A 26,575-nucleotide genomic window follows, 5' to 3' on the forward strand; every position below is an offset into this window, starting at 1 on the left:
GTGTTCCTCCTTCCTGGGGTGAGGCCGTGTGCTCGGGGCGACGTGGTGGTCAGGGGTCGCTGAAGAGCCGGCCCAGCTTGCGGTATTCGACTTCGATTCCCTTGAGCAGGTCCTTCATGGAAAGGTCCCTGTCCTGAGCGGCCGCGGCGAAGGCGGCGGTCTCGACGGCGGACCGGATACTGCCGCCGGCGAGGTTGAAGCGGGCGGCAAGATGGTCGATGTCCCCGGTGTCCGCGTGATCCGGTCCGAGGAACTTCCGCCAGAGCCTGGCACGGACATCCGCTTCCGGGCTGGGGAATTCGATGACCTCGTCGAAACGGCGTGTGAAGGCGCTGTCCATGTTGGAGCGCAGGTTCGTGGTCAGGACCGCGAGGCCGTCGAAGGACTCGAGGCGCTGCAGCAGATAGGCGCTCTGCATGTTCGCGTAGCGGTCGTTGGCGTCGCGTACGGCGCCTCGCTTGGCGAACATCGAGTCGGCTTCGTCGAAGAGGATGACGGCGCTGAGCGACTCGGCGGCGGAGAAGACCTTTTCCAGGTTCTTCTCGGTTTCGCCGATGTATTTCGATACCAGCATCGGCAGGCTGACGATGTAGAGGTCCATGCCCAGTTCGGCGGCGACGGCTTCGGCGGCCATGGTCTTTCCCGTGCCGGACTCGCCCGCGAACAGGGCGGTCGCGCCCCAGCCGCGTCCGCCGCCGCGGCGCAGGTTCCGTTCCCCGAGCACCCGCGACCGGTGCCTGATCCGGAAGGTCAGTGCCTCCAGCCGTTCGCGTACCAGGGGTGCCAGCACGAGGTCGTCCCAGGCGATGTCCGGCCGGATGTGTCGGGCCAGACGCCCCAGGTCCCTGAGGGCGCTGCTGCGGGAGATCTGCCGGGCTTGCTCGAAGGGGAGGGTGCGCGCCTCGAATGCGGCGTGGCGCCGTGCCCGGTCGAGGGCGGCGGCCGCTGTCGTGCAGAGTCGTTCTCGCGCTGGAGGGTGCATGTCGGACCGGTGCGTCTTGGATGGCCTCGGGATGCTTGTGAGATCCAGGCAGGCCACCGGTGTCGCGCCCCAGGCTTCGGCGTCGAAGGTGCCACTGCCGTAGAGGACGGTTGTCAGCGACGCCCGGGTCAGATGTGTGATCAGGGTGCGCAGGGTGACGGCTTCCCGTGCGTCCGGTTCGATGAAGACGGGGACGACGACGGCCGCGTGCAGCAGCCGTGCCTCCCTCACCACCGAGTCGGTGAAGTCGTCCGGAGCATGTTCCAGGCCCTCCGGGTTCAGTATGAGTGACGTGTGGCCTGTTTCTCGGAGGGCAGCGCAGACGGCGGGGAGTGTGAGCCCGCTGATGCCGTCCTGGATGTACACGGTCCTCTCACCCGCGGTGGCCTTCGCGTCGTCGGCGAGGCAGTCCCGGAGCGCGGTGAGGGCGGCAGGCTCGGCCTGGTCCGCCATGGTGCCGAGCACCTGCAGGTGGGGGCTGAAGGCGTGGGCCACCACATGGTCGCGATCTGCGAGGAGGTGGTCCAGGACTCGGTCCGGTACCCGCAGCAGGCGGTCGGGCCAGGTGGCGTCGGGGTTCTCGTACTCCATCAGTCCGCCGGTCAGCAGGGGCGAGTTCACCCGAAGCAGGCCACGCGACGCGCCCGTGGCCAGCGGGATGCCCAGGACGTCCAGGGCCAGGGCGGTGGTGGGCCGTGAGGAGTTGGCGCCGCTCATCATCCGGTACGCGGCGCCGCAGACCGTGTCGAGTTCGGGCAGCACGGCGCAGACGAGCAGATCGGCGTCCACCGGGCTCAGCCTGAACCCCTTGGCCAAGCGGGCCAGCGGGTCCTTGTCGCCGTACGACTGGGGGTCCCAGCTGCCCGTGGGGGCCCCGGCGTACCCCAGGGGATCCGGGGGGCCGTCGTCCTCGCCGGCGGTGCGCTGGGTGTAGAGCGACCGCAGACGGTCCTCGATGACGGCGAGGCGGCTTTCCAGGAGGCCGGTGCGGCCTGGGGTGCCACTGCCGCGGTTCGGGTCGGGGGGAGTCATGTGATTTCCTCGACGCTGCGGCGGCGTGCGGATGATCCGGCCGGTGATTCCCTTGGTGTTGTGTCTGCTGCCGATGCGGCAGGGGCCTCGGCGGTCCCCGTGGTGTCCGTCATCTGCCGTGTCCTCAGGCGCATGCCCTTGACCGGAGGCGGCCCCTTCTCCTTGGCGGGCCCGCCGAGGGCAACCGTGACCATGAGATCGAGTACGGGCCGGGCGGCGATCCCGAGGGTGGACCACAACCGGGACGTTGCCGATTGGTCCGTGTCGCCTGCCTCGCGCAGGGCCAGTGACAGTCGTCTGCCGCCGATGCCTTCTTCGGCGTCGTGCGCAACCAGTTCTTCGGTGCGGACGCACCATTCGAGGAGGCTGCCGAGCAGGCGGTGCTCGTCCTGGACGGAATGCGCCCAGACGCTGACCATGTAGGTGAGCCGGAAGTAGCGTGGCGGGCTGGCGTAGGCGACGACGCTTCCCTGTTCGTCGATGACGCTGACGCCGCCCGACTGGCTCCGGGAGGTGTCCTCCTCGATGCCGTACAGGAAGAGATTGACGCAGGGGCCGGAGCGTCGTGCGGCCCAGTCGGTGTCGGGTGTGTCGAAGGACAGTTGGATGTCGGCGGCCTTCAGCGGGCCGCGTACCAGCTCCGTCTTGAGGGTCTGGTCGACCTGGTGCACAAGGCTCACCGGGCGCCCTCCCGGGGTGTGCCGCCCGCGGAGGGGGCCAGTTCTTCGGGGATGAGCTCGCCGGTCACCAGTGCCGTGGCCGTGCAGGTTCCGGTGTCGGAGGGCGGCAGGGGCGTCGGTGAAGCCGACGTCGGCGAGGGGGATGGCGAAGCCGAGGGGAGAGCTGCGGGCGGGGAGCTGGTGGTGTCCTCACACTGCACGGTGATCCGCACGGTGTGTCCCTGGCGCACGGTGACGGGAATCTTGGGGGTGATGTCTTTGGCCTGGCTCAGGGCGACGCTTCCCAGGGGCTTGTCATCGGCGCTCAGCAACAGCGTGCCGGTGCCCGCGGCCGTGATCTGCACGGTCGTCAGGTTCAACCGGTAGCCCTTGGCCACCGTGTAGGTGCTGTCCTTGCTGCCGCGGTCGGTCTGCACGAACAGGGGGTGCTGGAGCTGCCGCTTCTTCGGCGCCTTGGCCGCCTCGGCTTTCTTCTGCTCGTCCTGCGCCTTCTTCTCCTTTTGCTGCTGGGCCTTGGCCTCGTCGGCCTTGACCTGCTCCAGTTGGCCGGCGCCCTTCGCCGTCTGCATGGGCTGGCCACGGCTCCCGCCCCCGAGCGGGGACATCCACAAGGCCGCACCGGCGACCAGGAGTGCCACCAGCACCATCGCCACCTTCAAGCCTCCCGGCGTCAGGACGGGGCGCCGGCGATGGGTGAAAACCCTCTCGCGGACCTCGTCGCCGTCCCACTCGGCGGTGACCTTGACGTTCCAGTTCTCTGCCTGGCCTACCGCGACCGGCCGTGCGCAGCGCAGCACGACGCCGATGCGCGCTCGCTCGTCGACTCCGAGCACCACGCGGGAACGGCGCATCCGCGAGCGCAGTGGTGCCTTCTCGTCCTGCGCGGCAGAGCGCAGCCTCACGGCGACCACGGTGTTTCCCGTGTTGCGGAGGGTGATGAGGTTGCTGCCGAAGAGCCTCCCGCCCGTCTGCGGCCGGGCCAGTTCCGCTTCCACGTCGCGAAACGGTCCGATGTCGAACGCGGACTCGGGGACGGCGACGAGGGACGGGTCGTGCACGGAGGCGACGCGTACCGCGAAGACCAGGGGCCCGGGCAGAAGGTCGCTGCTGCGGGGCACGGAGAGGGGGATCTTGATCTTCTCGTGCATGCCCGGGTAAACAGGCAGCTGTCCGAGTGCCCGCTCACCCCACTCGCCCGGCGGGCCCAGCAACGTCAGATCGTAGGCGTCCACGACGCGGCCCTCGTTCCAGACGTGGAGATCGACGCTCACCGTGGTGCCGGGCACCACGGTTGCCTCAGGTACGGTCAGCTCGGCTCGCAGCGTCATGTCCCCTGCCTTGTGAAGAACTGCACTTCCGCCAGCGCGACCGGGGTGCCGGGCTGGAGGCCGGTGTGGACCCGGCTGATCTCGAGGCGCACGCTGACGACGTCGTCCACGCCCCACCGGAAGTCCTGCGGACCGGGCCGGTCGGCAATTCCGAGTTGCTTGCGCGCGGACGTGCCGTCGGCCTTGACCGCGATTGCGGTGATCCGGGTGGGCCGCCCCACGGCGAGGTACTGCTTGGGGTTCTTGGCGGCTCCGTTGGTGATGACGAGCCCGGTCAGACGGAACGGCTGCGGGAAGCCGGCCGTCAAAGACACGCCGACCGCGTCCTTTCCCCGCTGCGCCGGGGCCCAGGCACGGTTGTCCACTCCGTCGACCGACTTGCTCGCCTGATAGCCCTTCGCCTCGCTGGTTGCCTTCACCGTGCCCGGCACCACGGCCACTTGGCGGGCGAACCGGTCCTGCACCGCCGGGATCACCGAACGCACCGCTTCGGGCGACCATCCAACGGCAAGGCCGAGGGCGAAGCACAACGGCAGCGACGCGGCTGGGATGAGCAGCCACCGGCGGTCCAGATGCCAGGGCCGGGGGCGCTCGTCCCACTGCCGGCGCAGCCGCTGCCACCCGGTGGGGTGCGGCGGTTGGGGTTCGGGCCGCAGCTCGGCGCCGCAGGACCTGCAGTAGTGACGCGCCTGGTCGTTGTCAGCGCCGCACTCGGGGCAAGGCATCGTCCGCGGTGCTCGTGCGTGCCGCGGTGCGTGGTCCGTCGCCCTTGCGTACGGCGCCGGGGCGAGGTGCGACAGGTCGGACGCCGCGGCACCGGCATGGGTCCCCGCGGCATCCACGTCGGGTGGCTTCGCCTGGTTGCCGGCGGCGGCCGGCCTTGCCGAGCCGAGGGCCTCGGTGGCGGGCAGGGGATGCTCCGGCGACGGCAACGACGCTGCCGGTTGCTGCCACGACGGCTGCGGGGATGCCTCTGCTGCCCCCGCGGCGCCGTAGCCGGAACTGCCGGTGGTGCTTGAGAGCGGCGGCTGTTCGTGGACCACGGCACGCGCGCCGGTGTCGTCCCAACCCAGATAGGCACCGCACGAGACGCAGAACATCTCTCCGCTGCAGGCGGGTGTCCCGCAGGTGGCGCACAGTTCCCGACCGCCGTGCCTGATGTGTCCCGCGCCGCCGTTTCCGTATGCGCTCGTCACTCAGACCACATCCTCGCCGACGGGTGCCACGGACACCCGGACCTGACCGGTGACGTGCGCGGGGAGCCAGTCCCGTACCAGCGCTTCGATGTCCTTGGTACGGCCGGCGCAGCGGGCGGCAGCTGCGGGAGACAGACCCACTCGCACGTCAGCCCACGGCTGGGCCGCGCCGTCGTTCGCCGCCGGACAGTCCTGGGGCCGGGGGCCGCACCACGTACCCCCGGACTCGGTGATCTCCACGGTGGCGTCCAGTACGTCACGGGCCAGGAGTTCAAGACCGGCCGGTGTTCCGCGCAGGCCGTGCAGCCGGCGTCCCAGCAGGAGGGCGTTGCGGCGCCCACCGGTGCCGATGGCATCGGGCAGATCCGTACCGGTCCACCGCAGAATCCATGTCAGGAAGTCCATGGGTGCGGTCCGCGGGCCGAAGTACGCCTCGAGACAGTCCAGGGTCTCCATCAGCGGGCTGAGCGTGTCGTCGAAGCCTGCGAGGAAGCGGTCGGCGAAGTCGCCTGCCCGGTAGCTCTCGGGCAGCAGGGCCCGCAGCGACCGGCCGCCGGGGACCAGTGGCGGCAGCGCAGCGGCGCTCCTGTCCCCGGCTGCCGGCCGGTGGTGGCTGTCACCTGGTGTCCTCATGGCGTTTCCCCCTTTCGTGCTTGGTGGTCATCAGGCTCCAGGTCCTGTCCGCCCGGACAGGACCTAGCGAGGCTTGGTCACGGCCACCTGGTGCTGGTACGGCAGGAAGAGCGTTGTCGGCCCTGCTGTGACCTGCTGGTCGACCTGGGTGCGTGCTCCGGTGGCCAGGTCGGCGGCGTACAGCTCCACTTTGGTCACCGCGTCCACGCCGGCGCAGCGCGCCGCCACGGCGTAGACGTCGCTGGTCCGCAGAGCGCGCCCCATCGGCCAGCCCTCGTGCCGGCCGTCATCGGACGGCAGCGGGCTGAGGAACGTGTACAACGACCGCAGCACGTCGTCGCGTACGGCTGCCCGGTCCGCCCCCGGTGCGGGCTCGACCTCGGCGACCACCGTCACGCCCTCATAGGCGGGGCCGCTGACGGCCACCCGGGTGCCGATCGGCCGCGCCGCATCGAGGGCGCCGGCCACCGCGTCGAGCATGGCCGGGGAGGGCACCCACTCCTGCCAGCTCTCGCCGGCTTGCCGGTCGGGCCGCTGGGGGACGACAAGGACGCGCACCAGTGGTGCGCCGCTCTCCTCGGTCTCCGTGACGCATTCGACACGGCCCGCCTGTCGGCAAGCGGCTCGTGCGATCGCCTCGTAGTCCCGTGCGGTCACGGCTCTCTCCTGGGTGCGCAGCCACTGTGCGGCGCGTTGCCGGACCGCGGTCACCGTCTCGGCGTCGACTCCGCCAACGGCACCGGTGCGGTTCTCCACCCGGCCGATCAGCGCGATGGGGGTGCGCAGGACCGTCAGTGTGTGGGCGGCGACGTTGCCGGCCCGTCCGCCGCCCCTGCGGTAACCGGCGGCGGTGATGCGCGTGCCGATGGCCGGCACGGCGCCGTACTGGCGCACGGTGCCATCCGGTTCCCGTACGGCCGGGCCGAACCGCACCTCACCGGTGACGTCGTCCACCGTCACGTGCCGGTCCGTCGGGCCGGAGTCGGCGAACGCCGCCACCGGGGTCCAGTCCTGGCGGCCGTCGCGTCCCTCGGTGGTCACCTTGCTCAGCGAGCCTGCGACGACAGGGGCGTCTGCCAGGACGAACCGCTGTCCCGGTGTGCCGTCCGAGACGCCCAGTTCCTCGCCCTTGACGATCTCGCCGTGCACGGCGCTGGTCGTGCCGCCCACGGTGAACGCCTCCACCCCGTGGACTTGGGGCGAGGAGAGGTACTCGGGCTGTCCGGGTGCGGGCTCGACAACGCGGCAGCGCAGCCAGGCGGCGCGGCGCCGGCCGATCAGTGACGGCGCGTGGCCCTCCGGAACGAGCAGCACGACTTCTCCGGGCCGGTTCAGACCACCGGTGGAATCCCGGTCGATCTCGCACGGGACCCAGCTTTCGCCGCACCACGCCTCCCACACCAGCGGCGGACGGCGGGGATCGACGCCGATACCCTCCAGGGAGCAGTCGATGCGCAGCGCCAGCGCGCATCGCGGAACGGCCTCGGTGAGCCCGATCAGGAGACTGTCTCCCGGTGTGGGGCGCGGTGAGAAGCAGGTGATGCCCTCCCCGGCCTGGAAGCGCTCGGTGACCAGCACCGTGGCGTGCCCGGCCTCGGCCATGCCGATGTGTTTGAACGCGGTGGGCACGATGTCCAGGGCGCGGTCGACGGTGAAGATCGAGGCGGGCGCGTACCCGGTTCGTGGCGTGGCGACCTGTGCGTCCGCCGGCACACGGACGGTGGCCTCCAGGGCCGCCGAGAGCCAGAAGGTGAGCGTGGTCCGTGCCGCCTGAGCGGGCAGCAGTTTCACACCGAGCAGGTCCAGGAAGTCCAGGTGGATCTTGTCGGGTATCTGGTTGAGGCGGTAGCTGAGCTGGTCGACCATGTGCGCGAACGCCTCGATGAGGGCGACTCCGGGGTCGGAGACGTTGTGGTCCGTCCATTCGGGGCAGCGGCGCTGGATGAACCGTTTGGCGTCGTCGACCAGATCCTGGAAGCGGCGGTCGTCGAGGTTCGGGCTAGGCAGTGGCATCGTGGTGGTCTTCTCGCGGAACGTGGGCCGAGCCGGCAACAACCAGGCCGCCGGGGGGTGATGCGGCCGGGTCGGCCGGTGTCCCGTCCCGGTCGTGGGGAGGGATCACATAGAACGGGTGGACGAGGTTGCGGCGGCTGTTGGAGCTCGCCAGGTGGTAGCGGACATGGATGTGGAGGACGTCCTGCTCGTCCGCGCTCTGGACGACGTCGACGTCGTCCACGACGATCCGCGGTTCCCAGCGGTCCAGCGCCCGTCGCACCTCCCCGGCGATGGCGCCGCTCGCGGAGGCGTCGAAGGAACCGAAGACCTGGTCACGTACGGCGCAGCCGAACTCCGGCCGCATGGGCCGCTCACCGGGCTCGGTGCCCAGGATGAGGCGGATGGACTGCTCGATCTCGGGCCAGCCCTCGGCCATCGCCACTCCCCCGGACGGGCTGGTGCCCATCGGCCATGCCCAGCCCCTGCCGATGAAGAGTTCCGACACCTCAGCCGCCGATGAGCACGGTGGGCGCTCCGCCCACGACGGCCGCCCCGCACGGCAGTTTGTCACCGAGCCGGGCTGCCGGCATGCCGCCGATGAGGACGGTCTTGCCGGGTGCCGGGACGGGGATCAGCGGCATGGGGGGCAGGGGCGGTATGTGTGCGGGGAACTGGCAGGTGGCGAGCGAAGCGGCGACCGCGGCGGGCTGACCGCCGATCAGAACGGTGGGGACCAGAGGCGGCCCCGTGATGGCCCCGGTGCCGACGGGAACCGGGACGGGAGTGGGGTTGGGGATATGCGAGGTGGCGTCGCCGATCCGTGCCGCGCAGGGCATGGTCACCACTGTCCTCTCGTTGTTGTGGCCGGTGCCGCACTCGCTGTCGTGGCGGCTTTCGGACCGCCCTGGCGTCTCGGGCGGCGGGTCGTTGTGGTGGAGCCGGTTCAGTTGATCTTGACCAGTGCTGCGGAGACCTCGGCCAGCGGGCCGCCCTGGACCTTGACCGCAGCGGTTGCGGAGACTTTCACGTCCGTGCCGGACACCTCGACCTGCCGGCCGGAGAGTTTGATCTGGCTTCCGCTGAGTTCGACGGCCCCGGAACCGGCGTCCATCGTGATCCCGTTGCCCTTCACTTCCACGGAGCGTTGCGCCTCGATGACGACCGTGCCGTCGCTGTGGACGGCGACCCGCGTGCCGTGCTGGTCCAGATCGATGCGGAATTTGTCGTCACCGGTGGCCAGCAGCACACCCAGCGGGCCCTGGTCGGCGTCCAGAAGTTCCAGCCGGTGGCCCTTCTTCGACACGAAGGAACGGCGGTTCGTGGTGCCCTTGGTCTTGTCGAGCAGGTCGACCTGGTGCGGGCTCGGTGTGTCCACTCCGTTGTAGAGGCCGCCGATCACATACGGGCGGTCCAGGTTTCCCTGCTCGAAGCCGACCAGCACCTCGTCGCCCACCTCCGGGAGGACGACCCCGCCGCCCTTGCTGCCTCCCAGCTGAACGGTGCGCGCCCAAGTGCCGACGTAGTCGTCCGACAGCCACGGATAGCGCAGTCTGACGCGTCCCTGGTCCTTGGGATCTTTGATGTCGACCACCTCGGCGGACACCAGCCCCGGCATCCGATGAGCGAGCCCGTCCGCGTCTCCGGGCCCGCCGGGCGAGGGGTGTTCCCCGCCCTCGCGCACCGCGACCTCTGTCGTATAGCCACTGTCGGGGTGGTACTCGTGCCGTACCGACATCACGGTGTACCGGCCCGCGTAGCTGTCTCCGAGGCCGCTGAGGGTGACCGCCGAGCGCAGGCGCAGGCGGGGCTCTCCCCGCACCACGGCATGCAGATCGGTCAGGCCGGCCGCGACCTCCTGGGCCATGGCGTCGGCCACCAGCTCGGTCTCGTGCTGGCTGGCCCGCGGTACCGAGACCAGCCGCAGCGGCTCACCTGACACGGCGTCGGCCGGGGCCTTCCAGCGCACGTCCCGGGTCGGGGTGGTCTGCGCCTTCCGCTCGGCGACCAGTTTCTGCTTGCGCTCGGGGTCCCAGCCCCTCACCTCGACACCGGTGACCTGCTCCCGCAGCGACGCACCGGCGCGTACCTGCACCAGGTTCCGGCCGTACTCCAGGACGAACGGGCTCTGGCCGGCCCGCGCCCGGCCCGCGGGGGCCCCGGAGACCGTGGCCGGCTGACAGAAGTGCAGGGCACCCGCGCGCACGAAGACGTCGAAGCCGTTCCGGCGCGCCAGGTGGGTGAGGAAGTCCCAGTCGGAGATACCGGGTTGGGTGAGGAACTCGTACACCAGCTGTGTGCGGTCCACCTGGCCGACCTTCAGCCCGGCCTTGCGCGCCAACGATGCGGCGATCTCCCCGGCGGACATCTGGTGGTAGCCGGCGACCCTGCGCCCCCGCTTGAGCCGGTGCGCCAGATCCTCGGCCTGTACGACGCTGAACGTGCCCGCCTCGCCTGCCCGCACCTCGCAACCGGTGATCTCTCCCTCGAACAGGTCGGTCGTCCCACGTGGGTCCCGGGCCACCAGCTTCAGCGGCGCACCGAGACGGAATCCGGCCGTGGTCGGCAGCTCACATCGCGGGTCGCGGAATCCCAGCTCGGACAAGGCAGAGTTCCGGCCCGACTCCTCCACGACGGCCCAGGCCAGGGCAAGACCCCAGGGACGGGGCAATGACCGCCCGCCGATCCGGACGTCAAGTCCGGCGGTATGCCGCTCCACGACTTCCCTCTTCACTGTGCGAGTCGTTCGGTGTTGTGGCAGCCCCTGCTCGACTGGAGGGGCCGGGTGTCGGGGTGAGCCGGCGTACCCGGTCCACGCCGTCCACCGGGTCAGGCGCCGTCCCGCCCCGGCAGCAGCACCTGCGTGCCGGGGCGCAACCGCCATGGATCGTGTACGTCGTTCAGCTCGGCGATGTCCCGCCAAGCCGCCGCTGTGCCCAGCTCCTGGTAGGCGACGGACTGCAGTGAGTCGCCGGCGACGAGCGTGCGGGCACGCCGCGACGACGGCGATCCGGAGGTGGGATTCTGTCCCTTCGTCACGCCGCCGATCTCCTCCAGTGTGATCTCGCATTCCGCTCGCTGCGGGCTGCCCTGCGAGGAGAACCGGGTGTAGGTCGCCTGTACCTTGCGCAGATACGCGAGGAAGGACACCGAGGCGAAATCACCCCAGCGGAACCTGACCCAGGGCGGCGACGGCCGGTCCGCATCGATGCTGTCCTCCGTGGGCAGACAGCACTCCAGCAGCGTGGAGACCCGTGCGTCGACCGACCGGCCGCGCTGGTCCTCGCCATCCAGCAGCACCGTCATCGCCAGCACGCGTGGCAGACTCCCGGTGAACTCCGGCGCCCCGGCCCGTGGTGCGGAGCGCGCGTTGTGACGCGTCCACGCGGCTCCCTTGGCCAGTGCCAGTTCAGCGGGGTTGAACTGGAGCTGGATCTCATCGACCCGCCCGCCGGGATCGGTGCCCCCGTTCCCCGGTGGTGCATACACCTCCAGCGACGCCCGCACCATCTTGTCCAGACCCTCACCAGCCACACCGTCCTCCTTCCCCGGTCCACCTGCATGGCGGCAGGCTGGGCAGCGGAACCCGACGGTGCCCCGGACCTACCGCACTGCGCCGGCTCATGTCGTCCCCGCCTTGAAGAAGCCGTGGTGGACGATCTCCAGCACCTCCGTGGCGGCCATCGGCGCCGCCACATCGAAACTCGGCCCGCGCCACGAGATGGGCACCACGTTCAGCAGGTCCCACTTGGCCAGCACCGTGCCGGTCGCCGACAGCGACGCGATCTGCCCCGTGCGCTGCCGGAAATCCCTGACCACGTCCATGACCCACTGGCTCGTCTTCTCCGCATCGGCGGTCAGCGGACGGCTCAGCACCAGGGGCGGGAACACCACGCGCTTGGGCAGATACCACGTCGAATCGTTGCGGCCCCCTTCGGCGTACTGCTCCACCTCGACCGTGCACGACAGGCCCGTGCACCCGGTGAACACCCCCAACTCGACGCCGTCGATGGCCAGCCGGAACCGATGGGTCGTCCCCGGGTCGACCGTGCTAGCCGGCATGCGTGCCCCCTTCTTCGCGCTGTGCCACTTCCTGGTGGGGAAACGCGTGAGAATCCCCCGGCAACCTGCGCAGCCGCGGCTCGGGCCAACTGCCCCACCGGCCCTGCGGGCCCCGTACCGGAAGGCGGTTTTCTCCCGGCTGCGGCTCCTTCGGCACAAGCCCGACGACGCTGCCGAACCACCCCGCGGACATCGGTACCTGGGCGCAGGCGGCCTGAACGTCGACACTGATACGAGGCGCACGCGCCGCGATGGTCGTGACTCCGCCCGCATGTCCCGCTCGTGCACCACCATCAGCGTCATGCTGCCGTTGGAGGTGTGCAGCAGGCTGCGGCGATGCGGCAGGCGACGTCGCCTCCACACGCACCGGATCCGCGCGCAGGTCCGGCTCCACACCGGCCGTCCGGGCAGCCGATGCCACCGCGGGGGGAAGCAGGCCGGCCGACCACGCGAGGCTCGGGCCGATGGGCTGCAGTGCCGGAAGCACGCTCGGCAGGGCGGGAGCCGTACGCGACCCGCTCCGAACCGTGGGCCCGTGCCACCTGGGCACGTCGGCGACATCCGGACGTCGCACTGGCGTCGGGTGCCGGCCCTGGACCGGCCCGGTGCGCAGCACGTCATGCCGCGCGACCGGTACGTTCGCGGCCCGATGCCTCACAGCCGTCTCGCCCCCTGCAGCATCAGGAGCGGTGGGGTCGACGCGTATCGCAGCCTTCGCTGCCTGCTCAGAGGGCGGCACGGCATCGGCTGGGAAAGCAAGTCCTCCCTCGTCACCGGCCGGTACCACCGCCGCTTTTCCCCTGCCCGTGTCACCACCCCAAGACTCGGCGCTCTGGACCGGCCGTTCGCCCGTCCTTGGCTGCCGCACGGGGTCAGCCTGCCCGACGTGCTGCACGGGTAGTGCCGGGGGTGCCGGTGGCGCCGACCGGGCGGGCCGGTCGGGCGTCGAGCTCGTTTCCCGGACCGTCCGGGACCGTGACGAGGCGCTTGTGTGCGCCGTGTCGCCCGCTGTCGTCCGCCCGTCGAGGTGGTCCCGCCCTTGGGGCTGCGCAGGCTTCGCCGGGCCGGATACGCCCGGCTGCCTGTCTGCGTCAGGGGTGTGATGGACGGCGGAGAGCGGCGGCTCATGCCGGGTGGCCGGTGCGTGGCCGGCACGCAGAGGTGTCTGTGCTTGGGCAGCAGGACCAGGGGGCTTCTGACGGATCTCCGTGGAGGAAGGAGCGGCGTCCGGTGCGTGCTCTCGGCATTCCGGCTGGAAGCCCTCGTACTGGACGTACTTGGGCTTTCGGCCGGAACGGCGAGAGTGCGTGCCGGGCGTCGCGACGCCGCGGAAGTCCGTCAGAAGCCCCCTAGTCGCCGTGGCGGCGGCGTCCGGGTGGCCCAGGGGATGGTTCCCTGCGGGTGCACGGCGGACCAGCTGCGCAATCGCCCGACGCCACCGACTGACTCGTGTACGGATGGCACGCACGTCGTCGGCAACGGCCTCGTTGGCCACGGCTCCGTGCCTCGCGCCGAAGACCGTGCCGTCAGACGCGCCAGGCCCCCTCCCTTGGGTGGCCGCACCGGCACGGGCCTCGTGTGCGACCGCTCGCGTCTCCTGCCCGAGTGCCAGGGCATCCGCGGGTGCGGTGTCGCCGGCCCAGACCAGCGGCGCCGCCCGACGGTGCCCGGACTCCCCGGTCCACATGCCGGTCATCGACCGGAACATCAGGGGCATCGTCGGGTTGACCAGCAAACGGTGGCTCCGGCTCAGGCGGCAGTCGCGCCAGGAGGCCAGGGAGGCGGTGGTGCGCTGCGGGTGCGTCACCGTGCGCAGCTGGGTGACGCACACGGTGGCGATGGGCCGGACGACGGTGGGGATCCGCAGCTCGACCTGTGGGAGGTGTGGGTCCTCTTCGCCCACGTGCACGGTCTTCTCCGCAAGCGCGCCGGACACCGCCGTCCCTACGGCGCCGCCCTGCTTCTTGCCTCTGCGGAGCATGCGAGAGCCCACGTTGCTAACCCCTGCCTGACACATGGTGATTGATGGTTCTGATCTGACGGATGAAACGCCCGCGCTCGGCGTGCTCGAGATCGAGGATTTCGCTCAGCGGCCAGTGGAGGTGGTAGGCGATGTACGCGATCTCCGCATACAGATCGTCGATCGCGTACACCGTCATTCCCCCAGGCGGCTGCCCATGTCCACCTCGAACTCGTGGCTGCACTGCGGACATGCCGTCATCGCCAGCGTTGTGCCATCGGTGTTGATCTTCTCGTAGAACCTCTGGAGAAAGGCGAGGTCAGCCGCGAACATCTGCTCGACGATGCCGGCGTGCACATCGGTCAGGGTCCCCAGCCTCACAATGAGCCGGCCCAGCAGCACCACCGAAAGGTAGGCCGCGTTCTCCTGCACCCGCAGGTCCTTCAGCGGGATGAGCTCGTCACGGGCGGTCGCCAGACGCATCACACCCTCGCGGTGGACGTTGCCCTCCTCATCCACATAGCCCCGCGGCAGGGTGAAAGGGAACTCCGTACGATGGGCAGGCGGAGCAGGACCGGGCGAGATCGGTGACGGCGATGTGCCCACTTCCCCGGAGAGCGAGTTCGGCGCCGGCGGGGTGAGCGACTCCGTGACGCGTCCGCGCCTCACGCGTCCTCGACCTTCAGCTCTTCGAACTCGATGGTCACGCTCTCATCCACCGCGTTGGTCTGGCCGGCGACCAGGTCGCCGCTCTGCCAGGAACTCACCCACGCGCGCTCGAGCGTGATACGCCGAACTGTCTGACCGGTGTTGTCCTTCATCTCGATGGTCACGTTCTTACGTGCCTCGCCCACATTCCCCTCGGTGTGGGTCTTCTTGATCCACTCGTTCAGGGCCTTGCTCTTGTCCATTCCGCGCGTGATCGTGACGGTCCCGGGGGACTTCGCCCCCGGCTGCTTGCGCGTGTAGACGACGCCCTTGTCGGTCACATGCTGGCTGGTGATGACGTCTTGCTGCATACCGAGCCCGCTGACGCTCTTCAGCTGCTCCAGCTGCACTCCGTCGATCTGGATACCGAAGGCATGAACGACGAAGTTGTCCTGTGCATCTGCCACTGCTGGTCCTCAATCTGTGTCTGGGCGCGTCACGAGGGAGGCACCCGTTTGGTTGTTGTCCCGTCGCACCATGCGGTGGAGCGCTTGTCCGTGTCCGCGCAGCCGGCTGCCGCAGGCCACCGGACCTCCGCAGGTCCAGGGCCTGTCCGGGCGACAGGACCTAGGCGGCAGCTCCGGCCCCGCCGGGCGACTCCTGAGAGATCCGGAAGACGACGAACTCGGCCGGCTTGACCGGTGCCACACCGATCTCGCAGACGACCTGACCGGAATCGATGACGTCCGGCGGGTTGGTCTCGGCGTCGCACTTCACATAGAACGCCTCGTCCGGAGTGGCCCCGAACAGCGCGCCCTGGCGCCACTCCCCCACGAGGAAGGCCGCCACGTTCCTGCGGATCGTCGCCCACAGCCGTTCGTCGTTGGGCTCGAACACCACCCACTGGGAACCCTGGAAGATCGACTCCTCCAGGTAGTTGAAGAGCCGGCGCACATTCAGGTAGCGCCAGGTGGCATCGCTGGAGAGCGTACGCGCGCCCCAGACCCGGATACCGCGCCCCGGGAAGCTGCGAATGCAGTTGATGCCCACCGGGTTCAGCCTTTCCTGTTCCCCCCGGGTGATCTGCATGCCCAGGTCGAGGGCCCCGCGCAGCACCTCGTTGGCCGGTGCCTTGTGCACCCCTCGGGCCTCGTCGTTGCGTGCCCACAGGCCCGCCACATGCCCCGACGGAGGCATCAGGAGCGTCGAGCCGTCCGACGGGTTGGCCACTTTGATCCACGGGTAGTACAGGGCCCCGAACTTGGAGTCGAACCCGCTCTGGTTCTGTCGCCAGTCATAGACGGCAGCCGGGTCCATGTCGGGCAGCGGATCGATGATGGCCATGCGATTGGCCATGCCCTCACAGTGATTGATCATCGCCAACTGCACGGCCTTGACCTGTTCGCGGGAAAGGTCCCCCCGCGCATAGGCGGTCATCAGGTCGGGCGCGGCCACCATGGTCACCTCGTCGATCGCCTCGAGCCCCGAAAGGCCCGAGCGGCGACCCACATCACCCACATAGCGAGCGACCGTCGCGCCCGCGGCACCCGCTTCGTCGCCGTCGGGCGCACCGTCGGCCGCGGCCGCGGTCAGCACCAGCGCCTGCTTGTCCGGTAGTGCCAGAGCCGTCCCCGCGTGAGGGGCCGCCTCCACGAACAACAGCTTCGAGCGCTCCTTGACCTGCGTCACCACATAGCGGTCCGATGACGGGTCGGTCGAGACGCTGAACGACTCGACCACCGACCCGGCGACCTTCACCGACAGCTTGTAGGAGCCGTCACCGTCCTTGCTGCTCCCGGCATCGCCCTGCCTGGCGGTGTCGCCGTCTTCGGCGTCCCTGGCCGCCTTGGCTCCCTGAGGCCGGCGCACCTTCGATGCCGTGTCACCCGCCGGTGCGGCGGCCCGCTCCACCTCCACCGTCACATCCCGGTCCCCGGCCGAAGGCAGCGCCGCCACATGGAAGCTCCCCAGCTCCTGCCGACGAGCCCCGGCAACAGCCCCCGCGGCTGCCTCGTCACCCGTCCGACCGGCCCCGCCTGCACCTCCCACGCGTACGACGTAACACGTACCGCCGCCGTTCGCGAAGTACCCGTACACGGAATGACCCAGATAGCAGCCATCCGCGAAGTCACCGAAGACGCTCGTGTACTGACTCCAGTTGCTGACCCGCACCGGCTGGTTCAACGGACCCTGGTCCGCGAAGCCGACGAACGCGGCAACCGCCGTACCCACGCCCTCGACAGGACGCGACCCGCTTTCCATCTCCTCCAAGTACACACCTGGGGACAAGTAATTGGGCACCCACCACTCCTTACAACAAGCTCCGTTGCCATGACACAGCCACCCGGCTCAGCCGCGGCCTCCCCCGCCGTCCCGCCGGCGCACGATTCATGGTGGTCGTCCGGAGGCCGCGGCGTTGCCCCCACACTGCCGAACAGAACACACCCGGTGATCACGGAACCTCCGTGAGATCAACGCCCAGGCTCACGCGCGAAGTTGGCTACGAGGTCCTCACGACGACAGCCACCGAAGCCGACCACAAGGCCGGGTGCCGCACTCACCCCGCTTCGGCTCGTGAAGCGGGTCCGTCAGGGGGCCGCTGCCGCCTGGAATGCGGTGCGGCCAGGGCCAGACCGGCCAAAGGCGAGAGCCCGATCAAATTCCGCCATTCACGCGAGACGGATTGTGTACCATCGCACGTCCCGGAAGTCGATGTGCCCGCTCTCGTTCCCTGGGAACGATGCGACCGGAATTTCAGATCCGACGCGATTCGGCCAGACAGACTCGTAACTCCGAGGCCCCTCCCCTGCATTCCGGCGTATTGCCTTCCCGGCGACTCCACGACATCACGCCGTCATGGATGACCTCAATTTTCCGCCATCACATACAGCGACCCCTCATCGACGGCGAGTGGTGATCGTCACAGCCTCGCAGTGCGAGACCACCCGGAGCAGTGCGATAGCCTCGTCACGTAGCGCACCGATCACCCAAGTCCCATGCGGCCGAACCGATTCCAGCCAACCGATCCAGAGTGTTCCGTTGGCTTCATCGCATGAGTAGACGACGCGCATTGACGTCTTCCGATGTCATGCCCGCCTATTGTCGCGGCGGTGCGCCGAGCGATCGAAAGACCATCAGGAGAGGTTTGTGTATAACAGTCGCTTAGAGGCCATCGGGGCATACTTACCCTCGACGGTCATGAGTACCCCGGAGCTCCTCACTCGTATCGAGAAAGCGCCTGAGTTCGACCTCTTCAAAATAACGGGGATGGCCGAGCGTCGTGTCGCGGACGACACCACCGACGCTCCCGAGGACTGTCTTGCCATGGCCGTCGCGGCGGCTGTCGGCTGTCTCGGCCACTCGCGGTACACCGCCGACGAGATCGACGTCGTGATCTCCTGCTCCATCACTCGCACGACCGATGGCCGACGCCACCAGTTCGAGCCGTCGTTCGCTCATCGCATCGCCAAGGAGCTGGGCGCGGGCAGCGCCGTGCACTTCGACGTGTCCAATGCCTGTGCGGGCATGATGACGGGTGTCTATCTGCTGGACCGGATGATCCGCTCGGGTGAGGTGCGCAACGGTCTGGTGGTCAGCGGGGAGCACATCACCCCCATCGCCTTCACCGCCGCGCGCGAGATGGAGGACAGCAGGGGGCCCCAGTTCGCCTCCCTTTCCGTCGGTGACTCCGCCGTCGCCGTGATCGTCGACCGCGCCACCGACGACGCCGACGTCATTCACGACATCGAGTTGATGACCTGCTCGGAGTACTCGCACCTGTGCCTCGGCATGCCCAGCGACGAGACCGGCGATCTGGCCATGTACACCAACAACAAAGAGATGCACGCCGAGGACCGTCTGTCGCTGTGGCCGACGTTCCACCGCGACAAACTGGCCGCCGACGGCCGCCGGTTCGCGGACGAGGGGTACGACTTCGTCATCCAGCACCAGGTCGGCAGCCGCTTCATCGACTTCATGAACCACGTGGGCGAGAGCATCTTCGAAGCGCCGATGCCCCAGTCCCTCTCGGTCGTCGAGAAGTTCGCCAACACTGCGACCACGTCGCACTACCTGGTCCTGCACCAGGCACTGACGGAACGTCGGGTACCCAAGGGATCGAAGATCCTCCTGGTCCCCGCCGCCTCGGGCGTGGTGACCGGCTTCCTGTCCGCGACCGTTTCCTCCCTGGAGGTATGACATGGCCACCGTCATCACTTCCGCCGCGCTGAGCCCGGCCGACGATTCCGGCAGCGCCATCGGGTACGCGGCGTCCGCCGGCACCGCGTGCGTGCGGCAAGCGGGCCTCACGCCATCGGACGTCGACGTTCTGATCAACGTCGGTGTCTACCGTGACTCCAACGTCTCCGAACCGTCCGTCGCCGCGCTCATCCAGAAGCGCATCGGGATCAACCTGGACTACCTGCACGCCACCGACAGGCATGCCGCGTTCTCCTTCGACCTGATGAACGGCTCCTGCGGTGTGCTGAACGCCGTTCAGGCCGCCGGTTCGCTGCTCGCAACCGGCAGCGCCCGCCGGGTGCTGGTGGTCTCGGCCGACACCCACCCCTCGATGGACCCCGCGAGGGCGGGCACCGCCGCATTCCCGTACGCGAGCACGGGCGCGGCCATGCTGCTCGAACACAGTGAAGACGCCCGCGGCTTCGGCCGGGTGCACCACCGGTCACTGCCCGGCACGCACGGCGTCAACGGTTATCTACCGCTGCGCGAAGTCGGTTCCGAGGGCCGGAACACCATCACCGTCGACCGCGACGACCGGGTACTGGAGCGCATGCTCGGCCTCGCCGTCGACTCGGTGACCGGCACCCTGGCAGCCGAGTTCGGCGCGGACGCGGCCGATGTGCCGGTGGTCCTGGAGAAAACGCTGCTGATCACCTCTCAGCCGACGCCCGATTTCGCCCCACGCCTCGCCAAGAGCCTGGGCCTCGCATCCGATGCCGCCGTGACCGTCGAAGGTCTCGACGGCGACCCGCACACCTCGGCACTCACGTACGGCTACCGGCAGGCCCTGGACTCGGGCCGGCTCACGGGCCATGACCGGATCCTCTTCCTCTCCGTCGGCGCGGGCCTCAGCTCGGCAGCCTCGCTCTACCGGCTGAACGGTGAACCCGAGGGAGCGGCCCGCTGATGTCCACCACCACGACCGGACCGCTGCAGGCTGCGTCCCTGCCCGAACTGCTCGCCCGGCACGCCGCCCGCACGCCGGACAAAGCAGCCGTCATCCATCCGGCCGCCCGATCGGCCCCGGAGGGCCCTCCCGGCTACGCCTCGCTCACCTACGCCGAATTCGCCGCCCGGGTCACCGCATGCGCCGCCGGCCTCAGGGCCCGCGGCGTCTGCCGCGGGACTCGTACGGCCCTGCTGGTCACCCCCGGGGCCGAGCTGCTCACCCTGGTCTTCGCGCTGATGCACATCGGCGCGGTACCGGTGGTGGTGGACCCCGGAATGGGGCTGGGCCGCATGCTGGACTGCATCCGCCGGGTGGGTGTCCAGGCCTTCATCGGCGTACCGTCCGCGCACGTCCTGCGGCGACTGCGTCCCGGTGCCTTCGCCGGGGTGAAGACCCTGATCACGGTGCGGCCGAACGGCAAGGGACTCGACGAGCTCACGGCCCTCGACGCGGGCGCTGCCGGGATACCCGCATCGGATTCCCGGCCGGACGACCTCGCGCTGATCGGCTACACCACCGGCAGCACGGGCCCGGCCAAGCCGGTCGAGATCACGGTCGGCATGCTGCGGGGGATGGCGAACGGCGTCGAGGCGGGCCACTTCACCACCGACATCGCCGGCACGCTGGTCACCATGCCGCTCATGGGTGTGTTCGATCTCGCGGCGGGCCGCACCGTGGTGGTGCCGAAGATGAACATGGGCCGGGTCGGCGCGGCCGATCCCGCACTGCTCACCGACGCGATCCGGCGCTTCGACGTGAACGCCATGTTCGCCTCCCCGGCCCTGCTGGGCCCGCTCTCGGTCCATCTGGCGGAGACCGGGGCCGGGGTACCGTCCCTGCGCCTGATCGTCTCGGGCGGCGCTCCGGTGAACCCGGAACTGATGAGTGCCCTGCGTGCCGTATTACCGGACGACGCACGGGTGTTCAGCACCTACGGGGCGACCGAGGCGTTGCCGATGGCACTGGTCGAGAGCAGGGAGGCACTGGCCGGACCCGCCGACGGCGCCGCCGAGGGCCTGGGCGTGTGCGTGGGAAAGCCCGCACCCGGCATATCGGTCCGCACCATCGCGGTCGGGGACGAACCCATTGCCCACTGGCGGCCCGAACTGCCGGTGGCCGACGGCGAGATCGGCGAGATCGTGGTCAGTGGACCGGCGGTCAGCCCGCGCTACTTCCGGTCGCCCCAGGCCGACGCGGAACACAAGATCCAGGATGGCGGGCGTCGCTGGCATCGCACCGGCGACGTCGGGTGGATCGACGGCAAGGGACGTATCTGGTTCTGTGGACGCAAGAGCCACCGCGTCGGTGCGGTGGGCGGCGACTTGCACACGGTCCGCTGCGAAGGCGTCTTCAACGCTCATCCACGGGTGCGACGCACGGCGCTCGTGGGCTTCGGCCCGCGCGGCGAGCAGAGGCCCGTGCTGTGCGTGGAGCTCGCACCGGGCACCACGCCGGGTGACTGGCCCCGGATCGAAGGCGAGCTGCGCACCCTGGGCGCGGGCAGCCCCGTGACCAAGGCCATCGAGGACTTCCTGCCGCACCCCCGTTTCCCCGTGGACATCCGCCACAACGCCAAGATCCGTCGTGAGCTGCTGGCAGGCTGGGCCGAGGGCCGGCTCACCGGCAGTCGGCGACCCACCACCACCGACCTGGCGCTGCGCACCGTGCCCCTGCTGGGGTGGGCGTACCTCGCCGCCTGGCCGCTGCTGCCCTGGGAGCATCCGGCGCTGACCGCCCTGTGGTGGGTGGACGCGTTCCTGAGCATCGTCGTCCATGCGCTTCAGATACCGTCCGCGCTGCGTGCGGAGCAGGAACTCGCCACCGGGCGCGGCGCCTGGGCGACGGCCGCTCTGACGATGCTGTTCGGCGCGACGTGGTGGCGCCGGCGGGCCGGCAAGTCGCGGGAGGCCGCCGCGTGAAGGCACTGGTGACCGGTGCGTCGGGATTCCTGGGAAGCCACATCGTCGACGCCTGTTTACGGGCCGGGGACGACGTGCGGGTCCTCGTCCGCCCGGAGAGCGATCTGACTTACTTGAGCACCGTCCCGGGCATCGAGTTCGCCTACGGGGATCTGCGCGACGGCGCCTCGCTGCGCCGGGCCACGGAGGGCGTCGACGTTGTACACCACAGCGCGGCCCGGGTGACGGACCGCGGTACCCGGGCCCAGTTCCGGGACGAGAACGTCGCGGGCACCGACCGCCTCCTGTCGGCGGCCCGGAGCGCCGGGGTGCGGCGCTTCGTGTTCATCAGCAGCCCGAGCGCGCTGATGGGCGTACGCGGCGGCGACCAACTCGACATCGACGAGAGCGAGCCGTTCCCCGCACGCCACCTCAATCTCTACTCGGAGACCAAGGCCGCCGCGGAACGCATGGTCCTGGCCGCCGACCGCACGGACTTCAGCACCGTCGCACTGCGCCCGCGCGCCGTGTGGGGCCCGCGTGACCACTCCGGTTTCATGCCGCGGCTGATCGCGAAGATGATGACGGGACGTCTGCCCGATCTCTCCGGTGGCAGGCCGGTGTACGCCTCACTGTGCTACTGCGAGAACGCCGCCGATGCCTGTGTGCGGGCGGCGCGTGCCGACGGTGTCGGTGGCCGCGCGTATTTCATCGCCGACGAGAAGCCGGTGGAGATCTGGAGCACACTCGCCCTCCTCGCCGAGCGATTCGGCGGAACACCGCCGACCAGGCAGGTCTCCGGCACCTTGCTGCGGGCGTTCGCCTTCACCGCGGACCTGATCTGGAAACTGCCCCTGCTGGCCGGGAACTCCTCGCCACCGCTCTCCCGGTACACACTCGCGCTGCTGACCCGTTCGGCAACGTACGACACATCGGCGGCCCGGCGGGATCTGACCCCGCCGACGGTCGACCACGACGCGGGCATGGCCCGGCTGGAAGCCTGGGTCGACAGCATCGGCGGCGTCGACGAGTTCATCAGGAAGGTGAAGTAGTCATGGCCGCGCAGCATGTCGCCTCAGGCACGGGCAGCGGACGTCTCGGCGGGAGCACGTTCCGCCGGCCCGTCTCCGCGACCGAGTGGTCCTATCTGGCCGCCACCCGCCTGGGGGAACTTCTGGTGATGCAGCTCGTCGTCGAGGGCACGGGCACGATCGACGCACTGGCCCTGAGCAGGGCCGTTGCCGAGGCCTCGGTGTCCTGCCCCGGCTCGCGGCTGGTGCGCCGCGGCAGGACGTGGGTCGACAGCGGACGTCCCGCGCGGGTCGTGGTCGCCGACGGAAGGGACTTCGACCGCACCGCACTCACGGGTCCGTCCGAGCTCACCGGCCAGCTGGCCGATGCGGAACACCGCCCCAGCTGCGAAGTGCTGCTGCTGACCGGAGAACCGGACACTGTGATCTTCCGGGCCTCCCACGCCGTGATGGACCTCAAGGGCCTGGCGATGTGGGCGACGGACGTGTTCCGCGCCCTGCGCGGTGAACCGCTGCACGGCGCCGCGGACCCGCTGGCCGACTACGCCCTGCTGGACATGGTGGGCCGTACCGGGCAGCGGCCCCGTCTCGGACTTGACCAGCGCTCGCCGCTGGCCGGCCGGCCGGGGAGCGCGTCGGTGTGGCGGCGGCGTACGGTCGCCGGTCGCCACTCTGCGCTGGCGGCCAAGGTGGCGGCAGCGGTCGCCGAGGCCGTACCGGGTCCAGGAGCACGGATCATGGTCCCGGTGGATCTGCGGCGCCATGTCTGCGGTGTGTCGTCGACGGCCAATCTGACCTTGCCGGTCTTCCTCGACGTCCCGGCGGGGCAGCGCGCGGACCACGTCCACCGGCGGTTGCTCGGCGCGCTGGCTTCCAGGCGAGAGCTGGCGGCGGGTGCGGAAGCCGCCCTGGCCCGCCTTCCGTTGCCCGTAGCCGCGGCCCTGGTCGGCGCCTCCCGAGCCGCCACGTCGGCATCACACCGGTACCTGGCATCGGCCATCGTGTCGAACGCCGGCCGACTGGACCCGGCGGAGCTCAGCGCAGGGGACTTCACCGCGACGAGCGTGTACGTGCTGCCGGTGCATGCGCCTCTGGTGCCGGTCGGCATCACACTGCTGGAACTGCCCGAGCACATCGAGCTCGTGGTTTCCGCCCGAGGTACCGCAGACGTCGGTGAGCGCTGCGATGCCTTGCTGGACCGCGTCGAGTCCGCGCTGGACACCACCGCACCGGCCTCCTCGTACGCCCGCTCCGGGGCAACGGCCTCATGCGTCGTGCCCACCGCAACGGCCTCGTCCGGGCCGTCCCCCGCACCACCGCGGGAGCCCGGAGCGGCCGAGCTGCTCCTCGCACCCGGTCCGGGCGGGCTCCCTTCGCTGGACACCACCGTGGTACAGCTCTTCCGGGCGCAGGTGGCCCGCCGCCCGGACGCACCAGCCGTGTTCGGTGACGGCACGCCGTGGTCGTACGCCGATCTCGACCGCCGCTCCGACGCGGTCGCTGCCGCACTGCTCTCCCACAGCGTCCGGCGTGGCGAGGTCGTCGGTGTCCTCGCGGACCGCTCCGCACCGGGCCTCGCCGGAGTGTGGGGCGTCCTGAAGGCGGGGGCGGCCTTCCTGCCCATCGACGTGCGCAATCCCGCACGCCGGGTCAGTGAGGTGCTGCGCGACGCGCAGGCCCGCTTCTGTCTCGTGGACACCGCCTCGCGCGCGTCCGCGGCACAAGGCGGAGCCACGACGATTCTCCTCGAGGACGTCGCAGGCGACGGCGTGTCCGTCGACGCACCGTGCCGGGAGGCTCTCTCCGTCGCCGCTCCCTGCCCGGACGACTTGGCGTACGTCATCTACACATCCGGCTCCACGGGCAAGCCCAAGGGCGTGCAGATCGAGCACCGCAGCCTGGTCAACCTCGTCGGATGGATGTCCCCGTTCATGCGGTGCGACGAGGAAACCCGAGCCGCGTACTCCTTCTCCCCCGGCTTCGACCTCTCGATCATGCAGATCTTCCCGCCCCTGCTGCACGGCGGCGCGGTGGTGCCTGTGCCCGGCGAGCTCGACCACGTCAAACTGCGGGAGATGCTCTCCGGACGGCAGGCCAACACCCTGGGGCTGACGCCGACCCATCTCGCTCTCACCGAGCGCCTCGGCATTCGCGCTGCGGGCATCCGCGCCCTCCAGGTGGGCGGTGAGAACCTCACCGCGGCCGGCAGCCGCCGCGCACGCGCCTCGTTCGGATCCGACTGCCTGATCGTCAATATCTACGGACCCACCGAGGCGACGGTCGCCTGCACCGTCGCCGTCGTCGAGGACGGCATCGAGCGCACGTCCACACCGATCGGAGTGCCGGTGCACCGCACATCGGTAGCCGTGCTGGACGAACGAGGGCACGAGGTTCCGGACGGCGAGCCGGGCGAACTCCATGTGACCGGGGTCCAGCTGGCCCGTGGCTACCTCGGCCGCCCCGATCTCACCGCCGACCGTTTCGTCTACCTCCCGGACGGGCGGCGCGCCTACCGTACGGGCGACCTGGTACTCCGCCTGCCCGACGGGCAGTTGGAGTACACAGGCCGGATCGACTCCCAGGTGAAGATCCGCGGGCACCGGGTCGAGCCGGGCGAGGTCGAAGCGGCGCTCACCGCCCTGCCGGGCATCGCGCAGGCTGCGGTGGTCGCACGCCCCCGGCACGACACCGGCGCGCAGGCGCTGTGCGCCTTCGTGGTGGTGGATACGAAGGAGATGCGGGCATTCGACGAGGCAGCCGTACGCACGGACCTCTCGCGGTCGTTGCCCTCGTACCTGCTGCCCACGGTGGTACGCGCGGTCGCCACTCTGCCGGAGACCACCAGCGGCAAGACCGACCGCAACGCACTGCCCAATCCTTTCGATGAGACGTCAGCTCAGCGGCAGTTCCCGGCCCTTCGGGAGAGCGCGGTCGTCGCGGAGGCGTCAAACGTTCCAGGAGAGCCGGTCACAGGGCCACCGGTTCCCGGGCCCGGGGGCGACCCCGGCCCGGATGTCGTGGAGGTGACAGCCGGGATCTGGGCCCGCATCCTGCGGTGCGACGCCACGGAACTTGACGCTTCGTCCGACTTCCACGCTCTGGGCGGTGATTCACTCGCCGTCCTGGAGATGCTGACCGCATTGGGCGAGCAGCTGCTGGGGCCGGAGTCGGAGCAGGAGTTCCTTTCCCGGCTCGGGTCACTCAGCGACGATCTCACCCTCGGCCGGGTCGTCGCGGCCGTCGAGGCGTGGCGGCGTGCGTCATGATCTTCGTCGGAGAGGGTGCGCTCCTGTGGCGCGCCGTACGGCACACGCTCGACAGCAACCTGCCGGTGGACCTGGTCTGCGGGCCTTCGGCCGGCCGGTCCGGCGTTCCCTTTCTTCAGGCAGCGGACATCAACTCCGTGGCCGCCGAGTTGGTTGCCGCCAGCACCGACGGCATCGTCTGGTCGCTGAACAACCGAATGATCTTTCGCAGCCCCGTGCTCTCCAGCGGGTTGCGCGTCCTGAACGTCCACCACGGCCCTCTCCCTGCCTACCGGGGGCTGCCGGAAGTGGCCCTCATCTACGCGATGCTGCACGGTGAGCGGGAGTTCGCCGCAACACTCCACCAGGTGGACGAGGGTATCGACACCGGTCCCACGCTCGCCGCCGACCACTATCCGATCGGCCCGGACGAGCCGTTCCACGTGGTTCTGCGCCACGGAATGGATGCCTGCAACCGGCTGTTCGAGCGCTGTCTGCCCCTCGTGGCCGCCGACCCCGACTGGGCGGGAGAGCCCACCCGTCCCTCCACCGGCCGCGGCCGGTACTTCGGCCGCAAGGCACTGGCCCACCTGCCTCAGCACCGCGGCCACCCGGACTTCGCCCGGGCCACGAACCTCGGGTTCCTCGCCGACTACCTACCGGAACTCAAGGCGGCCCTGCGATGAAGCGGCCTGTCGCC

The 26,575-nt window shown here is 69.9% G+C and carries 21 protein-coding genes; 6 read left to right on the forward strand and 15 right to left on the reverse strand.

All coding sequences use genetic code 11. The features are described from left to right. Positions 1-49: 49 nt before the first annotated feature. The 15 genes from ACTWOL_RS00965 to ACTWOL_RS01035 all read right to left on the reverse strand — a co-directional run bounded on the left by ACTWOL_RS00965 (position 50) and on the right by ACTWOL_RS01035 (position 16,814). Positions 50-2,014 carry an ATP-binding protein gene (locus ACTWOL_RS00965; RefSeq protein ID WP_474293255.1) on the reverse strand — a complete coding sequence of 655 codons (1,965 nt, stop codon included), beginning with the start codon at positions 2,012-2,014 and terminating at the stop codon, positions 50-52. Continuing rightward, a complete protein-coding gene (locus ACTWOL_RS00970; RefSeq protein WP_474293257.1) occupies positions 2,011-2,694 on the reverse strand; it encodes a Pvc16 family protein in 684 nt (227 codons plus the stop codon). The genes ACTWOL_RS00965 and ACTWOL_RS00970 overlap by 4 nt, the downstream gene beginning before the upstream one ends. Beyond that, a complete protein-coding gene (locus ACTWOL_RS00975) occupies positions 2,691-4,022 on the reverse strand; it encodes a COG1470 family protein (RefSeq protein ID WP_474293258.1) in 1,332 nt (443 codons plus the stop codon). Before ACTWOL_RS00975 ends, ACTWOL_RS00970 begins: the two co-directional genes overlap by 4 nt. Further along, on the reverse strand, positions 4,019-5,218 hold the full coding sequence (locus ACTWOL_RS00980) for an NADase-type glycan-binding domain-containing protein (protein WP_474293261.1): 1,200 nt from the start codon (positions 5,216-5,218) through the stop codon (positions 4,019-4,021). The genes ACTWOL_RS00975 and ACTWOL_RS00980 overlap by 4 nt, the downstream gene beginning before the upstream one ends. After that, a complete protein-coding gene (locus tag ACTWOL_RS00985) occupies positions 5,219-5,851 on the reverse strand; it encodes a hypothetical protein (protein WP_474293263.1) in 633 nt (210 codons plus the stop codon). A gap of 63 nt (positions 5,852-5,914) precedes the next feature. After that, entirely contained in the window at positions 5,915-7,864 is a 1,950-nt protein-coding gene (locus tag ACTWOL_RS00990; protein ID WP_474293265.1) for a putative baseplate assembly protein, read from the reverse strand. Then, positions 7,851-8,351, reverse strand: coding sequence for a GPW/gp25 family protein (locus ACTWOL_RS00995; protein ID WP_474293267.1), 501 nt, complete (start codon positions 8,349-8,351; stop codon positions 7,851-7,853). The genes ACTWOL_RS00990 and ACTWOL_RS00995 overlap by 14 nt, the downstream gene beginning before the upstream one ends. A gap of 1 nt (position 8,352) precedes the next feature. After that, entirely contained in the window at positions 8,353-8,682 is a 330-nt protein-coding gene (locus ACTWOL_RS01000; protein WP_474293269.1) for a PAAR domain-containing protein, read from the reverse strand. Between the two features lie 107 nt (positions 8,683-8,789). Continuing rightward, on the reverse strand, positions 8,790-10,562 hold the full coding sequence (locus ACTWOL_RS01005) for a VgrG-related protein (protein WP_474293272.1): 1,773 nt from the start codon (positions 10,560-10,562) through the stop codon (positions 8,790-8,792). A gap of 110 nt (positions 10,563-10,672) precedes the next feature. After that, positions 10,673-11,377 carry a CIS tube protein gene (locus ACTWOL_RS01010; RefSeq protein ID WP_474293274.1) on the reverse strand — a complete coding sequence of 235 codons (705 nt, stop codon included), beginning with the start codon at positions 11,375-11,377 and terminating at the stop codon, positions 10,673-10,675. An 87-nt stretch (positions 11,378-11,464) separates the two neighbouring features. Next, positions 11,465-11,905 (reverse strand): phage tail protein, encoded by a 441-nt coding sequence (locus ACTWOL_RS01015; RefSeq protein WP_474293277.1) that lies wholly within the window; start codon positions 11,903-11,905, stop codon positions 11,465-11,467. Positions 11,906-13,902: 1,997 nt separating this feature from the next. Then, on the reverse strand, positions 13,903-14,064 hold the full coding sequence (locus ACTWOL_RS01020) for a DUF6760 family protein (RefSeq protein ID WP_474293279.1): 162 nt from the start codon (positions 14,062-14,064) through the stop codon (positions 13,903-13,905). After that, a complete protein-coding gene (locus tag ACTWOL_RS01025; RefSeq protein ID WP_474293281.1) occupies positions 14,061-14,534 on the reverse strand; it encodes a hypothetical protein in 474 nt (157 codons plus the stop codon). Before ACTWOL_RS01025 ends, ACTWOL_RS01020 begins: the two co-directional genes overlap by 4 nt. Continuing rightward, positions 14,531-14,980, reverse strand: coding sequence for a phage tail protein (locus tag ACTWOL_RS01030; protein ID WP_474293283.1), 450 nt, complete (start codon positions 14,978-14,980; stop codon positions 14,531-14,533). The genes ACTWOL_RS01025 and ACTWOL_RS01030 overlap by 4 nt, the downstream gene beginning before the upstream one ends. A 160-nt stretch (positions 14,981-15,140) precedes the next feature. Continuing rightward, positions 15,141-16,814, reverse strand: a complete 1,674-nt coding sequence (locus ACTWOL_RS01035; RefSeq protein ID WP_474293284.1) for a phage tail sheath family protein — start codon at positions 16,812-16,814, stop codon at positions 15,141-15,143. A gap of 897 nt (positions 16,815-17,711) precedes the next feature. Between ACTWOL_RS01035 and ACTWOL_RS01040 the strand changes: the two genes are divergently transcribed. From ACTWOL_RS01040 to ACTWOL_RS01065, 6 genes are read left to right on the forward strand one after another with little or no spacing between them, the layout of a single operon-like run. Continuing rightward, on the forward strand, positions 17,712-18,710 hold the full coding sequence (locus tag ACTWOL_RS01040; RefSeq protein WP_474293286.1) for a 3-oxoacyl-ACP synthase III family protein: 999 nt from the start codon (positions 17,712-17,714) through the stop codon (positions 18,708-18,710). A 1-nt stretch (position 18,711) separates the two neighbouring features. Beyond that, entirely contained in the window at positions 18,712-19,659 is a 948-nt protein-coding gene (locus tag ACTWOL_RS01045) for a hypothetical protein (RefSeq protein WP_474293288.1), read from the forward strand. Continuing rightward, positions 19,659-21,620, forward strand: coding sequence for a fatty acid CoA ligase family protein (locus tag ACTWOL_RS01050; RefSeq protein ID WP_474293290.1), 1,962 nt, complete (start codon positions 19,659-19,661; stop codon positions 21,618-21,620). The genes ACTWOL_RS01045 and ACTWOL_RS01050 overlap by 1 nt, the downstream gene beginning before the upstream one ends. After that, the gene (locus tag ACTWOL_RS01055; protein WP_474293293.1) at positions 21,617-22,651 is read left to right on the forward strand and encodes an NAD-dependent epimerase/dehydratase family protein; all 1,035 of its coding nucleotides are present in this window, start codon (positions 21,617-21,619) and stop codon (positions 22,649-22,651) included. The genes ACTWOL_RS01050 and ACTWOL_RS01055 overlap by 4 nt, the downstream gene beginning before the upstream one ends. Positions 22,652-22,653: 2 nt before the next feature. Then, positions 22,654-25,896, forward strand: coding sequence for a non-ribosomal peptide synthetase (locus tag ACTWOL_RS01060; protein WP_474293294.1), 3,243 nt, complete (start codon positions 22,654-22,656; stop codon positions 25,894-25,896). Beyond that, positions 25,893-26,561, forward strand: a complete 669-nt coding sequence (locus ACTWOL_RS01065) for a formyltransferase family protein (protein WP_474293296.1) — start codon at positions 25,893-25,895, stop codon at positions 26,559-26,561. The genes ACTWOL_RS01060 and ACTWOL_RS01065 overlap by 4 nt, the downstream gene beginning before the upstream one ends. The last annotated feature ends 14 nt before the right edge of the window (positions 26,562-26,575 follow it).

The sequence above is a fragment of the Micromonospora sp. IBHARD003 genome (genome assembly GCF_056106285.1).

Excerpts from the sequence above, each read along its gene's own strand:
- ACTWOL_RS00965 (WP_474293255.1), bottom strand. The coding sequence starts at position 2,014 with ATGACTCCCCCCGACCCGAACCGCGGCAGTGGCACCCCAGGCCGCACC.
- ACTWOL_RS00975 (WP_474293258.1), bottom strand. The coding sequence starts at position 4,022 with ATGACGCTGCGAGCCGAGCTGACCGTACCTGAGGCAACCGTGGTGCCC.
- ACTWOL_RS00985 (WP_474293263.1), bottom strand. The coding sequence starts at position 5,851 with ATGAGGACACCAGGTGACAGCCACCACCGGCCGGCAGCCGGGGACAGG.
- ACTWOL_RS00990 (WP_474293265.1), bottom strand. The coding sequence starts at position 7,864 with ATGCCACTGCCTAGCCCGAACCTCGACGACCGCCGCTTCCAGGATCTG.
- ACTWOL_RS01000 (WP_474293269.1), bottom strand. The coding sequence starts at position 8,682 with ATGCCCTGCGCGGCACGGATCGGCGACGCCACCTCGCATATCCCCAAC.
- ACTWOL_RS01015 (WP_474293277.1), bottom strand. The coding sequence starts at position 11,905 with ATGCCGGCTAGCACGGTCGACCCGGGGACGACCCATCGGTTCCGGCTG.
- ACTWOL_RS01020 (WP_474293279.1), bottom strand. The coding sequence starts at position 14,064 with ATGACGGTGTACGCGATCGACGATCTGTATGCGGAGATCGCGTACATC.
- ACTWOL_RS01040 (WP_474293286.1), top strand. The coding sequence starts at position 17,712 with ATGAGTACCCCGGAGCTCCTCACTCGTATCGAGAAAGCGCCTGAGTTC.
- ACTWOL_RS01045 (WP_474293288.1), top strand. The coding sequence starts at position 18,712 with ATGGCCACCGTCATCACTTCCGCCGCGCTGAGCCCGGCCGACGATTCC.
- ACTWOL_RS01050 (WP_474293290.1), top strand. The coding sequence starts at position 19,659 with ATGTCCACCACCACGACCGGACCGCTGCAGGCTGCGTCCCTGCCCGAA.
- ACTWOL_RS01060 (WP_474293294.1), top strand. The coding sequence starts at position 22,654 with ATGGCCGCGCAGCATGTCGCCTCAGGCACGGGCAGCGGACGTCTCGGC.
- ACTWOL_RS01065 (WP_474293296.1), top strand. The coding sequence starts at position 25,893 with ATGATCTTCGTCGGAGAGGGTGCGCTCCTGTGGCGCGCCGTACGGCAC.